The following is a 16,147-nucleotide window of genomic DNA, read 5'->3' on the forward strand; positions in this document are numbered from 1 at the left end:
TCCCCCTTATCCCCATCGAATCGTAATAGCTCCCCAGACATAACCAATACCTGCACTAACAAGTGTGACGATGTCTCCATCATGGATACGGCCTTCATCTAACGCCAGCTGCAATGATACTATTTGGTCAATCTGTCCAATATGACCATACTCTCGTAAATATATGGATTGCTCCTGCTGCAGGCCGAGTTCAGATAAAATATAGTCATGCGCTGATTTTTTCATATGAAGCATCGCTAAATAACGAATATCCCCCTCATTTAATCCACTTTTCGCCAAGGATGTTCGAATTACCTTCAAAAAATTACTTAAAGATTTTTGCTCTAAGCGCTCCTTCATCCCAATCGGATCGATCACATCGAGCTGATACAAATTATTTTCCAAATCAGAAGGCGTTAAAGGTTTTTTTGTACCACCGACAGGCACGACTACATCCTCTGAGAACGAGCCATCCGTCATAATATCCGCCTCTAATAACTGATTTTTGTCATAGTTTTTTTGTAACAGGATAGCGCCACCACCAGCTGCTAAATTGTACATAAAGCGTGTTCGAGGATTGCTATAATCGATAAAATCAACATTTCGATAGCCACCAGCTAAGAGGACCGTCTGAATGGAATCATCCGACGCCATTAAGCTTTTCGCTAGTTTTAGTGCCATAATGGTCGTGCCACATCTTAATTGTACATCGAATGCCCAAGCATTTACGGCCCCTAGCTCCTCCTGCATTTTTATCGAGGCAGTCCACAAGGGATACTCCTTATGCTCCTCTCCCATATAAATGACAACATCAATATCTTTCGGGTCGATTTGAGCTTTGCGTATAGCGTCCTGCGCTGCCCATATCCCCATTTGAACCGTATGATCTTGCTCACCAGGAATAGGCTTTTCATAGATGCCCATTTTTTGTCGAATAATATCCTCTGGAATATTGGAAAGCCTCGCAATCTCTTTAGAGGTCATTTTCGTTTTTGGAATATAAATTCCTGTGCTTACAATGCCTACTGTCATTCAAATCGCTCCTTCTCCTGCGACGGGACAACCGATGTTTGGTTTTTGTCCTTATGCTTTAATCGCCATTTCCAAAACATCAGGCGCAGTGATCCAATAATTCCTTTTGGGAAAAAGATAACAGCTAAAATATAAAGAATTCCAAAGAAGATAATCCATCGTTCAAATATTGGATAATCACGAGCTAACCCCGAAAGTGCATGCTGGGCATATTCAATAACAGCCGATCCTAATAAAGGACCAACTAATGTGCCCACACCGCCAATAATCGTCATTAATAATGCATCTAGCGTAATGTCCATTGTCATCACACTCGTATTGACAAATCGTAATGACACAGCATATAAAGAGCCAGCTAAACTTGCAACGGTTCCTGCAACTATTGATGCAATCACTTTATAGTACAAGGTGTTATAGCCTAATGATTTTGTTCGTTGTTCATTTTCTCGAACAGCAATTAAAATTCGACCAGTTGGCGAGTGAACGAAACGATTTAGCGCAATAAAAATAACGACTAAGCATGCTAGCACGATGAAATAAAACGTCATTCGATCTCTAAACATTTCGGGTGCTCTAAACGTAAAACCATCGTTTCCGTATGTAACAGAACGCCATTTTTCTGCCACTACTAAAAATAGTCCCGAAAAAGATAATGTCAGCATCGCAAAGAAATGACTTTTTAATCGAAGTGTCAATAATCCTACTAAGAAGCTAATAAACCCTGCTAGCAACATACCGACTACGATTGAAAATAAAAATGTTACAAGTGTTGGCTCCATTTGTTTCAGCATAACAGCCGTTGTGTAGGCACCTAAACCAAAAAACATCGCATGCCCGAACGACACAATACCTGTATAGCCAAGGAGAATGTCATAGCTCATCGCTAAAATACCGAAAATAAAGATTTGCGTTAATAAAATGATGAGCGTCCTTGAATCATTAACGAAAGGAAGAAGTACTAAAATCGCTACTATGAGGAAAAAGCATAGATGCTGCAATGATAGCCTCATTGTCATGTCGATCTCTCCTTTCTCATAGCAAATAAACCTTGTGGACGGAAAATTAAGACGATAGCCATTAAAATCATATTGACCGCAAGCGATAGCACTGGCACATAATATGCCATGAAGCTACCTGCTAAACCGACTAAAATTGCTGCCAATAGAGAGCCTGAAAAACTGCCCATTCCTCCGATTACGACAACGATAAAACCTAGAATCGCATACTCCATGCCCATTTCCGCATAGATAACACCTGAATACGGAGCCATTAACATGCCACTAAGTGCTGCGAGTGCCGCACCAACCATAAAAACATATAAAAATACCCGCTTTATATGAATGCCGAGTGCCTGTGCCATTTCTTTATCCTGTACACCCGCTCGAACGATTAGCCCAATTTTCGTTTTCTTTAACATGTATTGGAAAATACTGAAAATGATAAAACCTACTACAATAATAAAAAATCGATATTTTATAATAATAACGTCCCCAATTTCCCAGCTGCCTGTTAAGTAGCTCGGTGTTTTTACTGCCACACCATTTGGACCAAAAACAACTTTAATCAACTCCTGTAGCACAAGCATCAGCCCTAATGTAATTAAAATTTGCTGAATATGATTGCCATACACAGGTGTTATAATTAATTTTTCAGTAATGAGCCCGAGTAAAGCTCCTGTTACGATGGCACCTACAACGCCAATGAGAAAGCTCTCAGTGAACATATACGTAAAGATGCCAGCATAAGCCCCCCAAACAAATAACCCCCCATGAGCAAAGTTCAAAACATCCATTAATCCAAAAATTAACGTCAGACCTGCCGCCAGTAAAAAAATTAACATGCCAGTTGCCAGGCCATTAATGAGTAGATTGACGAATAGCTCCAATAAGTACACCACCTTTTATCCGATTCCAAGATATTTTCGTTTTAATTCTTCATGATGGATAAGATCCTGCATGTTGCCCGAGTGAACTGTTCTACCATCATCGATCAACGTATACGTATCACCAATTCGGCTCGCCATTATAAAGTTTTGCTCAACAAGAATGATGGACGTTTGCTTTTTCATTTCAACGATGGCCTCCATCACTTTCTCTACCACTATCGGCGCTAGTCCTTTAGAAGGCTCATCAATCAACATTAATTTACTATCATTGATAAATGCCCGTGCCATTGACAGCATTTGTTTTTGACCACCCGAAAGATGTCCGCCCGCCTTCTTCCAAAATTTCTTTAGATCTGGAAAAAGCTCTAGCACATAATTTTGTCGCTCTAAAGTAGCCGTATCTTCTTTACGCATGGCCACTTTCATATTTTCCTCAACGGTTAAATCTGCAAAAATCCCTTGGTTTTCTGGTACATAACCTATTCCTAATTTTGCCACTTTATAGGTCGGGCTTTTTTTAATAGATTGTGAGCGAAATTCTACCTCTCCCTTTAAAGCAGGTGTTAACCCCATAATCGTTTTTAAGGTGGTCGTTTTGCCTGCACCATTTCTGCCGAGCAGTACACTTACCTGCCCCTCCTTTGCCTCAAAATTGACCCCTTGCAAAATATGATATTGACCGATATATGTGTGGACATCATTTAATTTCAGTAAGGTGTTCATCGTACAGACCTCCTAAATATGCATTTTGTACGGTTTCGTTTTTCATGATGTCCTCCGGTGTTCCATCCGCTAGAAGCTGGCCGTTAAATAGCACCATAATCGAATCCGACAAATCTAGAATCATATCCATCTTGTGCTCAATGAGGAGAATGGTTTTATCACCTTGATTTTTAATCGTGCGAATCACCTCTAAAATCGTCGGCACCTCCTCTAAGGACATGCCTGCCGTTGGTTCATCGAGTAAAAGGATTTCCGTATCAAGTGCTAACAGCATCGCAATCTCAAGCTTTCTCTTTTCCCCATGGGACAGCATTGTCGTGAGCGCATCTCTTTTATTGTCAAGCAAGACGAGTGATAATAGTTCCTCTGCTTTTTCTGTAATCGCCTTATAGCTTTTATAATGCCGAAATAATTGGAAACGAATTTTCTCCTTGGATTGCACAGCCAGACGGACATTTTCTAATACTGTCAGGTTCGGGAAAACATTCGTAATTTGAAAAGATCGCCCTAGCCCCATTCGCGTTCTTTCAATCGCTGATTTTTGCGCAAGCGATTGTCCCTTATAATAGACATCCCCGGCAGTCGGCTTTAATTCTCCACTAAGCAAATTAAAGAAGGTTGTTTTTCCAGCTCCATTCGGTCCAATAATTGATTTCAAATGTTTTTCTGGCATATTAAAATTCACCTGGTCGACAGCTGTGTGTCCGCCAAAACGAATAGTTAAGTTTTCTGTTCGTAAAATAGGTTCCATCGTATTCTCCTTTCAAGTACTTCTATCTCTCTTCACCCATTCTCATTTGAAAGTGGGTGAAGAGAGACAGAAAAATATCTGTCTCGTAATGTCACTTATTCATAATTGGCGGTGCCGTTTCTTCAGGGCTAAGCTCACGAATTAGCACTGGTACCGGATAATCTACACCATCTTGTTTTTCCAGACGGATAGAATACATCGACTGTAATGCTTGATGGTCTTCTTTTCGGAAAGTCATCTTTCCTTTAGGCGTTTCAAATGACATCCCCTCCATAATGCCGATAAGTTTTTCTGCATCCGTATCACCATCTGATTTTTTCAGCGCATCTACAATTGAGATAGCTGCAGACATGCCTCCTGGCGTAAATAAATCCGGAACTTCATTGAAGCGTTTTTTATGTTCCTCAACTAACCATTTATTGATATCATTTTGTGGTAACGTATGATAATAAACGGAGAACCCTTCCATACCAATTAACGGATTCATAAACTTTAATGCAATAATATCTGGTGCACCCGTTGAAATTTTTATGCCCTTTTCTTGAATTTTCAAATCTGCAATTTGATTCCACGGTGAGTTTGCACCTGCCCATACAACAAATAAATAATCTGGTTTTTTATCAATTACTTTTTGCAAATTGGACGTAAAATCAGTTGCTGCTGGATCGGCATATTCCTCTAAAACAATTTCTGCGCCCAGCTTTTCCGCAGCAGTCTTAAATGCCTTCACCCCATCCCAGCCAAAAGAATAATCCGGTGCAAACGTTGCAATCTTAACACCCTTTCCTGCAATCGCTGCCGCCGCTGCATAAGCATCCTGGGAAGAATTTCGACCTGTACGGAAAATATACTTATTAAATTCTGAGCCCGTAATGCTATCCGCTACTGCCGGCTCTACCACCATAATCTTTTGGTATTCTTCCGCCAGAGGTAGAACAGCAAGCGTATCACCTGAGCTAGAGGAACCTACTAAGAAATCAACTTTGTCATCTTCTAATAGCTTTGTCGCTTTTTGTACCGCAACCTCAGGCTTTGTTTCTGTATCTTCATAGACAATTTCTATTTTCTTACCGTTAACTTCCATCGTGCCTCCTGTAGCATAATCAATCCCTAATTCAAAGCCATTCTTTGTTTGTTTCCCATACGACTCAAGGGCACCCGTCAATGACGCAAGCACACCAATTTTAATCGTGCCACCTACCTCAGTAGTCCCTTTTGTATCGTCTTCAGACCCCTCTGAATTACAAGCCACCATCAACATCGTCAGCATCAATAAAAGCATAAATAGCCAATGCTTCTTCATCCCAAAACCCCTTTCATAATGAACTAAAATAGAAAGCGCTTTCGTTGCTATGAAAACACTATATAAAACTTCAGTTACAAATTAGTTACAACATAAGTGTGTTTTTTCCGGGAGTGAAGGTTTATCGAAACATTTTTAAAATTTATCGAGAAATTTTGATTGTTTATCACCCAACTTTTGAAAAATATCGACCTTCATGTACTCAAATCTTAGCTGCAGCCCTTTTTTGAAGCAAAGTGAGATTTATCGGAATAAAATTGTTTTTTATCGGAACAATTTCTGATTTTATCGGAATCTTTTATCGATTTATCGGAATCTTTTAGAAATTTACAGTTTTCTGAGCGCACATAAAAAGGACTCACCTAATTTGGTGAATCCTTATAGTTAGCCCTAAAGATTAATTATTAAATTCTTCTACCCGCTCCAACCATTCACTCATTAGGCTCGTAAACAATTCCGCTTGTTCAATTTGCAAGTTATGCCCGGCCTTATCTAAAATGGTGAAGGCTGCTCTTGGGAATTTATCTAAAATGGCAAAAGCGTCCTTATAGCCAACCATTGAATCCTGTTTACCCAGCAAAAATAAGCAAGGTTTATTAAATGAAATTTCATCTACAGAAAAAGAAAAACGATAGCTTCCTTGGATTTTTTCTAAAAATTCTACATCTGCGTTTCTTTGACCTGCTAACACTTCATTTGTATAGCGATGACAATTATATTCATCTAAAACAACAAGATGTGAGCTAAAATCCTCTAGTTCCTCTTTCGTTAATGTCGATAAAAACTCTTTATCCACCGCAACAATACTTTGTACTGGTACTGTTCGACTTTGTTTATTAGGAATAATCAGTGGACATATAAACCCAGCCCCTAAAACTTGTTCATGATACTCCCTCAAAATTCCTCGTACTAAATATCCACCATAAGATTCTCCTACCAATAAATAACGTTCATTTGGTAGTAATGAGTGAATTAGTTCTACTACGGCCTCTAGCATTTCATCTGAATTATCGATCTTTTCATAGTCTGTCGTTTTGCCCATCCCAGGAAGGTCAATATAGATTCGTTTCCAGCCCTCCCTTTCTGCAAAAACAGGCTCCATACATCCCTTCATTAGTCTGTGGTCTGGCGAATATCCATGGAGCATAACGATTGGTGTTCCGGTCCCTATTATTTCATAGTAAATATTCGCCTTACTTACCTTACAAAATGACATAGTAGTTCCTCCAATATTTTTATAATTCTTATAGGAATCGGTTGATTGGCGTGAAGATAGGGCGACTCCTTGGGGATTAGCAATAGAGGACCAAAGGAAAAAACATCACATCCTTCGTGACCAACTTCCTGTTGCTTCGCTTTCGCACAAAAAACATCTTGCCGCTGTTGCTTCGCTTTTGCACAAAAAACATCTGTTGCTGCCGCTACGTTACACTCCGCTTTCGCACAAAAAACATCTGTTGCCTAAGCGGCTCATCGGACGACCCCAGGAATCTTTGCTCTAATTCGTCCTAGCCCATTATTAAATCATAAACTACCATCGTCGATTCCATCGGTGTTGTATTTAGTTCATTTTTTAATTGCTGCACACATTTTTCATACCATTTTAACGCAAGGGAGCGGTTTTGTAATTGATAGTAACTATACATCAACAACCGATAACCTTCTTCCCATAGCGGATCCTCACGTATCATTCTTTCTGCATAATAAATAGCTTGCTTATAATTTTGTTGTCTCGTCGCATTTTGTGCCAATCTTTCTAGTACTTCAATATATAATGACTGTAATTTTTCACGATCCTGTATAAGCCAATCTAATTGTTTTTTTTCAGCATAAAGTGCATCCGTATAGCTTGTTTCAGCAAGATGCAGCCATTCGTTTGACAATTGCGGATCGAATTCCTCCATCCCTAATTCATAAAAGTAATGGAAGCGTTCGACATCAATTTGCAAAATTTGAATTTGCTGCAATTGGTACATATTATTTTTACGCTGAATAAAAAAACTGTCCTGACGCGCATTTCTATTTGGCTCAAGAACTTTTAATAACGTATTCAAGACAACTTTGAAATCCCTATCGAGCGAATTAACATTCCGCTCTGGCCATAATGCCTGTGCCATCTCTTCCTTTGGTGCAAAACGGTGGCGATGACAATATAAATAGACGAAGAGCTCCTTCGATTTATCACGCTGCCATTCTTTATCTTCAAGCTTTCGATGATCTCTTATTAAATCCAAGCTTCCGAATAAATTTACCCGTACTTCCTCATGTGGATAAACAATATTGTCCTCTACTTGAAAATAGTTACGCATTGCTAAAATAGCGGCATTTTCTCCATCACATTTTCTACTAAATTGTAAAAGCTCATAAAAAATTATCCGATTTTGCGGACCGAGAATGGTCTTCCTTTGTAAAAAGTAGTCATAGCCATTATTGATGCATAACTGGGCAAACTGCTGAAAATAATGATTGAATTGTTGAAGATTATGTTCTTTGAAGGCAATGACCGATTGAAAGAATAGAACATGCATCTCACCATTTTGATCGCCACAGTCGTGGAATAGTCGCTGTGCCTTTTTTAATAATTGCCGCGCTTGTGCAAATTCCTGTTGTGAAATAATAATTTTAACCTCGGCGATTAATATAAGAGCGGTCATCCATGCATCTTGAACTTGCTCCGTTTCCCGTAATGCAAGGGCTACATATTTTTTAGCAGAAACAATATCTCCTTGCGCATGTTTGACAATTGCTAGTCCCATATACGGTTCGGCCTTTACGCGAGAAATATTAATGGTATTCAACAATGTAAGGGCTTTTTCATAAGCATTGCAGGCTCCTTGATAGTCCGGAAAATCTATTAATAGTAAAGCATGTGCTTTGCGAATATAACCAACCGCCTCAATAAAAACTGATTTTTCCTGTAACCCCCTACGAATCCCATGCTGAGCAGCATACCATGCATCCTTCCCCAGCCCTAATAACGCACAGACAAATGATGCCAACAGCTCACTCTCTCTATGTGTCGCGACAAGCTGTGGCGGTAATTCCAACCGCTGCGTTAGCAATTCCTTTGCTTCTAGTAGCTGCCCTGTTCTTAACAATATTCGAACATCGACATTTGCTCTTTGTAGCACATCCTCCGTCAAAGCAACCTCACCTATAAAAATTTGTGCACCTTTAGCCTTCCCTAAATTCACCAAATTTTCTGCATACTGACGTTGCAATTCGAGAAGTTCCTCTTCATTTAACGGTGTATGATTCGCTAGCTCTAATGCCTTTTTCAAATATGGCTCTGCTAATGCTGGCTGGATTGTATCAAGATAAATATGTGCTAAACCTGCTTGCGATTTCGTCATAAAGAGATAATCATTCTTATTTTTCGCGATGCTTGCACAATGTTCATAGGACTGCTTCGCTCTTTCATAATAAGCACGATAGCGGTGGCACTCACCTTCAAAATAATATAATTTGTAATATTTCGATTTTTCATCAGCTGAAAATCGATTTATTTTTTCTAATAGCCACTCAAATTGTCCTGCACGAACTAGACTTTCAGCATGATTTTGTAATAATTCACCACAAAAATCCTGTTCATTCGTTTTAAATGCATGATGAAGAACAGCTTGTATATTGTGCTCTTTTACATAATACAATGCTGCTTGTTTATGTAATGCAATATATTGTGAAGCATTTTGTCGCCATTTTAGCTCTAAAAAGCGAATGAACAATGCATGAAAACGATATAAACCATCCGTTGTGATCGGTTGAATAAATAAATGTCGCTGTACAAACTGTTTTAACGCCTCTGCTATTTCCAAACCATAAAATTGTGCAATAAACTCCTCAGAAAATGTGGGGAAAATCGCCAGCTTTAGTATCGTCTCTTGCTCGAATGCTGACATTTTAACATAAACTTCCTCTGATAAATAGGTGAATAGATCATTAGTAGAGACATTTAGCCAATGCTCTAAGGATTCATTGTTCCATTGCTCTGCTAATAAAGAAATACTAATTGCCCAACCTTCTGTAATTTCTAAAACCTTAGATATTTCTTCTTCTGTTAAATGTACTGTTACATATTCCTCGAAAAAAACAGCGATCTCCTCTGAAGAAAACACTAATTCACCTTCTGAAATAACGAGTAATTTTTTTTGTAGCTTTAATTTTCTCGTAATATCCCAATTCGGTAACGTTCTAGAGGCGATGATAAAATGAATATTCGGTGGTGAAAACTCAATTATCTTTTCCATCACATAATTAATATGAAATTCATGATCGACAAGATGGTAATCATCAATGACAATTAACATCGGCACTTCGATTTCACATAAACTATTAACAAATAGCTTAAACCAACGATTAAGTTCCTCTATTTTCGGAAAACGGGATAATTGATTCCATGCATCAAATTCTTGACCAAAGCTCGGAACAATACGTTTGATACTAAAAAATAAATGCCTTAAAAACGGCAATATATTATCATCTTCCTCCGACACACTATACCAGGAAAATTTGCTTGATTGTGCATGTAGAAATTGTGTAAGGATGGTTGTTTTGCCATACCCTGCTCCACTGTGGATTAGTGTGCAAGAATGGTTTAGGTTTTTTTTCAATGTTTTCATTAATATAGCTCTACTAATACAATGATTGGAAGGACTCGGTGGAATACACTTTGATTGAATAATAATGTCTGTAGTCATTTGGTGATAACCTCCCCATTCAACTGGTTATGTAAGGTTTCAAGTTTTCAAAGCATAAAATCTTTTAAATTCTAGACTCATCATTATAACGTGGGGTTGATTACAGTTCTAACTGGGCGCTTCGTTGCTGTCGCTTCGCTTTCGCACAGAGCAAAGTTTCCTGGGGCATCGGATGTCTATGACGCTAATTCTCTAGTAGTCACCCAGTCTCCACTCCAATCAACTAGTATATATGGCATACTTATAAACTCATCCCAAACTTTTTATGCGTTTTAAAATCTAATACTATTATGAGAAAACTCGCGTATCGTAATTGTTCTAAAAACAAATTACGAGAGGAGTACCGCTTTATACCCCGCGCAATATTTTACTACTATTTTTTCAAGTTTCTTTACCATAGACGAATGCGGCACAAAAATTATTTGTCATATTTCTTAAACTCAGAAGTTTCCATAAGTCTTTGGAAAAAGATATCTTTAGCTTCCCTATAGGCATCCATTGATTTGGCTTCATATTCTTGCTTCAATTTATCATATGCATCTCGATATTTATTATTTGCCAATAAAACTTCCCTAAACTTCCAAAAGAAATCAAACTCAGAATCAATTACAGTTAATTGAACTCCTAAAGGAGGTATAGTTGTATCATCTTTAAATGCCCTAAAGGTATCCGTTTTGACACTTCCATCATTACTTTCATATAAATTAGATAGGAGTTCTACTGCATTCGAAAATTGTTCAGCACCAACACGTACTTGGATGTCTAAATCACCTTTAGTAAGGCTATTCGGAATTGCTGAACTACCAACATGCTGGATATCAGCCTCTGGTAGAAATTCTGTTATTTTATTTTTGTGTATCAAAAAAGTTTTCTCAGCTTTTTCATGAAATAGTTCACTATTAAAAAAATTTACTTTTTCCATATAAAACTCCCCCCAATTACAAAGCGGTACATTAGCAATTCCAATCGGCACTTTATCCTTTATTTTACCATCATAGCCCACTTTTACCTTATCGCCAACATGAAATATTTCATCTGGATTCTTCGCAAGATTTTCTTTTGCATTCATCAATATAGTTTGCATTTATAATTACAATCCATAAAATCAAATTTACCGAGGCATAATTGATTAAAAGGAGATAAATTCCATATATCGTATATACTATATAAGAATAAAATAGATGAGGTGTTCGATTGAATAAGATAAGGACGGAAACAGAAAGATTAGTTATTCGATTAATAGAAGAAAGTGATTATTCTACTTGGCTTACCCAATATGAAAATCGTTTACCTTCTCAACATAAATACGATGAAGGTAAATTAGATATGAGCATCTGTACGAAAGAATGGTTTCGTGATTTAGTTACTAAACATCATCAGATGGCAAAGAGTGACAAAGTATATGTATTTGGAGTGTTTAGAAAAGTGGACAATACTCATATTGGCTTTATAGACTTTTCGACAATTATGAGGGAAGAATTTCAATGGGCCAGGTTCGGATATACAATTCATAACCACTTTTGGAAACAAGGTTATGGTAAAGAAGCTGTAAAAGCAGCCATTGCTCTAGCGTTTGAAAAATTAAAGTATCATCGAGTTGAAGCTCACATAAACCTTGATAATATAGCATCTATAAAGTTAGCAGAAGGTGTTGGGATGGTTTATGAATGCACGAGGAAAGGATTCATATACGAAGACGACAAATGGACTGATCATCTAGTTTACTTTATAAACGCAAAGTAAGCTTATAAAGTAGACAAGAATAATACTGTTTCTCGTACACACTCTCATAAGAAAAAAAGTCAATCTTCTTATATAAAATGTTAAGGAAAGAGAACCGTTAGCTTACGAAAATCAAAGATTCAACTTTCAAAAACGTGAATATAATTTTCCTTTTATAACCGTTTGAGCGATGGTTTATATGTATGCACCCGAACGGTTATTGTAAAAATCTGCCTTACATATGTGGGGCGATTCGTTCACTTACAAGGGACAAATGTGTTTCAGCCAACAAAAATACCGAACTATCCAATGAAACGCTTATGAAGTGTTTCGGGATAGTTCGGTTTTTCTAGTAATCGTATTTTGTTAATTTAGAGATTATTGGCTTTATGAAGGAACAATTTAGTTATGTCCCAGATTCTTAATAGATAGTTTTACCTCTTTCAGCCGTAGTCTCACCTCACTAAAAGGTGTGAGATGAATGGAGGTTTAATTTACTTTTCAGCAGTTGTACATCCGCAGGAAGCTTTAACTTCTTTCAGTGGTTGTTTTTGATTATTATAAAAGTTCTTTACGTAATTCAGCAGCTGATTTTGATGATAACAGACCGAATGGGATATCGAATACTGTTTTAGCACCTTTGTCCCCTGCTTCGTTTATGCGATAAGCTGCACGTGCAAAAGCTACTAGAACACTAGACGTGAAGTTTGGATTACTCTCAAGCTTTAATGAGAATTCAAGAATTTGTTTGTCGTTAGCGCCGCTTTCACCACTACGAATTACGAATCCACCGTGTGGCATGCCAGTGTGGTTTGCTTTAAATTCCTCTTCAGAAATAAAGTTTACTGTAGTGTCATACTCATCAAAATAATTCGGCATCGTCACGATTTCTTGCTCGACTTTTGCAGCATCTGCACCTGCCTCAAGAACAACCCAGCATTCACGTGCATGTTTTTCACGTGTTGTCAGCTCAGGATTTTCACCATTGCGAACACGGTCTACAGCCTCTTTAATTGGTAATGTGTATTGTACAGCATTGTTAACACCTTCAATACGACGAATAGCGTCTGAATGTCCTTGACTTAATCCATCTCCCCAGAAAGTATAAGTTGTACCCACTGGTAGAACTGTCTCCCCAAGTATACGATTTAATGAGAATAAACCTGGATCCCAGCCAACAGAAATGACTGATACTTTTCCAGATTTTTGAGCTACTGCATCGACTGCCTCGAAAAACTCAGGAATTTTCGCATGTGTATCAAAGCTATCAATTGTATTAAACCATTGTGCGAAATGTGGTCCTTGCTCTGGTAAATCTGTCGCTGAGCCACCACATAAAATCATTACATCAATGTCATTTTGGAATTTTTCAGCATCATCTACTAAATATACACTTGCATTACTTGCGATGTTTACAGTTGAAGGATCGCGACGTGTAAATACCGCTACTAATTCCATATCTGGATTTTGCGAGATAGCATACTCTACTCCGCGCCCTAAATTTCCATAACCTACAATACCTACTCGAATTGCACCCATTAAAAATTCCTCCTCACGATTACGTGACTCTGTGAAACTTTTCACGTTAAATCTAATTACAATAATACGTTTTGTTAGGAAAATTCACAATAGTTCGAGTACGTGTTTTTCCTTTGAAATTATACAAGTTTTCTATGATTTCTATTCGTTAATGGCATGAATACGGTTACATTTTACAAATCTAACGACTAACCTTTAAGTTTTCGTTAAAGCCTTGTAAATTGAGACTATTCCGACCGTATGTCTTGTACAATAACACTAACGACAAAGGGGGCATGTTGAATGAAAGATAATTGTTATTCACCAAGCACAACAATGGAACAAGGGAAATTACTCACTCGTCCAATCCAAAATGCACAAAAATCTACTACAGCTTATATCGAAACTAAAGCAAAGCACAAAAAGATTCCACCGAACACACACCAATGTTTAAGGGTTATACCTTTTGGCGTTATGGAGGAAACCTCAAATATCTCCACACAAAACCAAAGAGTCAATGAGGCTTCCTTTTACTATAGCGGAAAGGACATAGTACGTTGGTTAGTTAAAAAAAGTGAATACAATAAGCAATAGCACTCCTCACAGTATTTCCTGTGCCAATTCAGCGAGACGCTCTTCATTCAAAATGTGATAGCCATTCTTTTTCTTCTCTAAAATTTTTTCTTCGCAAAATTGCGCAAGTACATATAATAAATGTCGATAGGAAACCCCTAAATATTCACAGATTTCAGTATGCTTTTCCTTATAAACTCCTTGATCTGACGAAAATTGAATAAATGCAGCCAGTCGATTTTCAAGTGGAAATGCTTGATTTTGTGTATATTTTGACGTCATTTTGAACGCCTTTTCCCCTAAAAACACACAAAGTTTACGCAAAAATAGTACATCCGTGAGTAACTTTTCTTTGCAGGACTGTGTAATCGAAAAACAAATCGTCTCGGTTACTGTCTGAATCCCTTTCGTATATCTTGCCTCATTAAGCAACTCAATTTCCCCCATAAAACGTGGTGCCTCCAAGTAATCGATAAGCGAGACCTTGCCATTTTTGTGTGTCATGTATAGCTTTGCCTTTCCTTCGATCATGTAGTATAGCGTATTTGGAAATGACCCTTCTTGAAAAATCCATTCACCTTTGTCAAACTTACATATTTCGAGAAATGGATCAATTTCAAAAGAAAAAAAATCATCTATTGGATATTTATCAAGATAATAAGAACGTTCTTCAGTTGTCAGTATATGCATTATTTTACTCTCTCCTCCGAAATGTGAGATATCTCACATTATTGTAACGATGAACGTGCTATTATTCAACATAGTTAAATTGGAGGTACAAAAAAATTTATGAACAATCAACGATGGCTTTCTCAAAATTTCTTTGCATTTTTCTTTACATGGGGTATTTTCTTACCTTACTGGACTGGTTGGCTTGTAGATGCCAAACATCTTACTGTTTCACAGGCTAGCGTCGTAATGGGCTGTGGTCTTTTAGCTCGTGCAACATCAAATCTATTTTTCTTCCCGACGCTTGCAAAATATGTGAATAATAAACGACTCATTAGCATTCTTGCAATAGGTGCACTAGTCACAACTTTACTTTACATACTAAGCACGAGCTTTATCTCGCTTCTTATCATTACCCTTTTATTTAGCGTTTTCTATCCAGCACTGCTACCAGCCGTTGAAAGTAGTGCAGCAACGCTCGTACAACATGGAAATGTACACTATGGCAAAAGCCGTTCCTATGGTTCCCTTGGCTTTGTCATTGCAGTATTAATCATTAGTATGCTGACAGGTGCATTTGGCAATGACATTATCTTCTGGAGTATGGTGGTCGGCCTGATTGGTATGCTGTTGATGCAACAAATGGCTACACCGAAAGAGTTACTCATTGTACCGACGAAAGAACAACGTGCAAAATCATTGTCGATGAAAACATTATGGTCTATTAAAGGCTTCCCTATTGTTTTATTAGTTGTTATTCTGTTGCAAGGCGCACATGCTTCTTATTACAGCTATGGCTATATATATTTAGGGGATTTACATGTTGATCCATTCTATATGGGGATGATTATTAACATCGCCGTTATTTGCGAAATCTTATACTTTATGAAGGCTGATACATTATTTAAAAAATGGAGCTCATCTTCTTTATTACTTTTAGCAGCAAGTAGTTCTTCGCTACGTTGGTTACTTATTTACCTATTCCCTAATGTCTGGGTATTTATCGCTTCTCAAACATTGCATGCATTTTCTTTCGCTCTCGCACATTTCGCTTTTATCGGCTATTTAACAAAAACATTGCCGAAGGAACAAATTCCAAATGCGCAAGGCCTCTACTCTGCATTAGCAATGGGGTTAAGTACAGCGATCCTTACATTTTTAGGCGGCTATTTATACGAGATTTCACCTGGACTATCATTTGCAGCAATGCTTATTTGTACTGTTCCAGCTATCGGTATACTGCTTGCAACTAGAAATAAATATCAATATTAAAAAAATGCAGGTAGGAAAGGTCT

The 16,147-nt window shown here is 37.8% G+C and carries 14 protein-coding genes; 3 read left to right on the forward strand and 11 right to left on the reverse strand.

What is annotated here, in order from left to right; translation table 11 throughout:
- Positions 1 to 6 precede the first annotated feature (6 nt).
- The 9 genes from MY533_RS11435 to MY533_RS11475 form a co-directional block, all read right to left on the reverse strand.
- On the reverse strand, positions 7 to 1,011 hold the full coding sequence (locus tag MY533_RS11435; protein ID WP_248716035.1) for a 3-oxoacyl-ACP synthase: 1,005 nt from the start codon (positions 1,009 to 1,011) through the stop codon (positions 7 to 9).
- Positions 1,008 to 2,027 carry a branched-chain amino acid ABC transporter permease gene (locus MY533_RS11440; protein ID WP_248716036.1) on the reverse strand — a complete coding sequence of 340 codons (1,020 nt, stop codon included), beginning with the start codon at positions 2,025 to 2,027 and terminating at the stop codon, positions 1,008 to 1,010. Before MY533_RS11440 ends, MY533_RS11435 begins: the two co-directional genes overlap by 4 nt.
- Positions 2,024 to 2,896 carry a branched-chain amino acid ABC transporter permease gene (locus MY533_RS11445; protein ID WP_248716037.1) on the reverse strand — a complete coding sequence of 291 codons (873 nt, stop codon included), beginning with the start codon at positions 2,894 to 2,896 and terminating at the stop codon, positions 2,024 to 2,026. Before MY533_RS11445 ends, MY533_RS11440 begins: the two co-directional genes overlap by 4 nt.
- Before the next feature lie 15 nt (positions 2,897 to 2,911).
- Positions 2,912 to 3,619 carry an ABC transporter ATP-binding protein gene (locus tag MY533_RS11450; protein ID WP_248716038.1) on the reverse strand — a complete coding sequence of 236 codons (708 nt, stop codon included), beginning with the start codon at positions 3,617 to 3,619 and terminating at the stop codon, positions 2,912 to 2,914.
- Positions 3,594 to 4,370 (reverse strand): ABC transporter ATP-binding protein, encoded by a 777-nt coding sequence (locus tag MY533_RS11455; protein WP_248716039.1) that lies wholly within the window; start codon positions 4,368 to 4,370, stop codon positions 3,594 to 3,596. The genes MY533_RS11450 and MY533_RS11455 overlap by 26 nt, the downstream gene beginning before the upstream one ends.
- Positions 4,371 to 4,461: 91 nt before the next feature.
- On the reverse strand, positions 4,462 to 5,673 hold the full coding sequence (locus MY533_RS11460; protein ID WP_248716040.1) for a substrate-binding domain-containing protein: 1,212 nt from the start codon (positions 5,671 to 5,673) through the stop codon (positions 4,462 to 4,464).
- A gap of 397 nt (positions 5,674 to 6,070) precedes the next feature.
- Positions 6,071 to 6,889 carry an alpha/beta fold hydrolase gene (locus MY533_RS11465; RefSeq protein WP_248716041.1) on the reverse strand — a complete coding sequence of 273 codons (819 nt, stop codon included), beginning with the start codon at positions 6,887 to 6,889 and terminating at the stop codon, positions 6,071 to 6,073.
- A gap of 292 nt (positions 6,890 to 7,181) precedes the next feature.
- Positions 7,182 to 10,370, reverse strand: a complete 3,189-nt coding sequence (locus MY533_RS11470) for an AfsR/SARP family transcriptional regulator (protein ID WP_248716042.1) — start codon at positions 10,368 to 10,370, stop codon at positions 7,182 to 7,184.
- A 418-nt stretch (positions 10,371 to 10,788) separates the two neighbouring features.
- Positions 10,789 to 11,454 carry a GrpB family protein gene (locus MY533_RS11475; RefSeq protein WP_248716043.1) on the reverse strand — a complete coding sequence of 222 codons (666 nt, stop codon included), beginning with the start codon at positions 11,452 to 11,454 and terminating at the stop codon, positions 10,789 to 10,791.
- A gap of 110 nt (positions 11,455 to 11,564) precedes the next feature.
- Here MY533_RS11475 and MY533_RS11480 point away from each other — a divergent pair, with 110 nt between their 5' ends.
- Positions 11,565 to 12,113, forward strand: coding sequence for a GNAT family N-acetyltransferase (locus MY533_RS11480; RefSeq protein ID WP_248716044.1), 549 nt, complete (start codon positions 11,565 to 11,567; stop codon positions 12,111 to 12,113).
- Between the two features lie 537 nt (positions 12,114 to 12,650).
- On the opposite strand, the gene MY533_RS11485 is transcribed toward MY533_RS11480, so the two are convergent.
- Positions 12,651 to 13,631: a diaminopimelate dehydrogenase gene (locus MY533_RS11485; RefSeq protein ID WP_248716045.1), complete on the reverse strand. Its 981-nt coding sequence runs from the start codon at positions 13,629 to 13,631 to the stop codon at positions 12,651 to 12,653.
- Between the two features lie 282 nt (positions 13,632 to 13,913).
- On the opposite strand from MY533_RS11485, the gene MY533_RS11490 reads away from it, so the two are divergent.
- On the forward strand, positions 13,914 to 14,204 hold the full coding sequence (locus MY533_RS11490) for a hypothetical protein (protein WP_248716046.1): 291 nt from the start codon (positions 13,914 to 13,916) through the stop codon (positions 14,202 to 14,204).
- Positions 14,205 to 14,210: 6 nt separating this feature from the next.
- Here the strand turns inward: MY533_RS11490 and yeiL are convergent, their stop codons facing one another.
- Entirely contained in the window at positions 14,211 to 14,873 is a 663-nt protein-coding gene (yeiL, locus tag MY533_RS11495) for a transcriptional regulator YeiL (protein WP_248716047.1), read from the reverse strand.
- Positions 14,874 to 14,972: 99 nt separating this feature from the next.
- Between yeiL and MY533_RS11500 the strand changes: the two genes are divergently transcribed.
- Positions 14,973 to 16,124: an MFS transporter gene (locus MY533_RS11500; RefSeq protein ID WP_248716048.1), complete on the forward strand. Its 1,152-nt coding sequence runs from the start codon at positions 14,973 to 14,975 to the stop codon at positions 16,122 to 16,124.
- Positions 16,125 to 16,147: the final 23 nt, after the last annotated feature.

The organism is Lysinibacillus sp. Ag94 (genome assembly GCF_023242215.1).
Classification (GTDB): Bacteria; Bacillota; Bacilli; order Bacillales_A; family Planococcaceae; genus Lysinibacillus.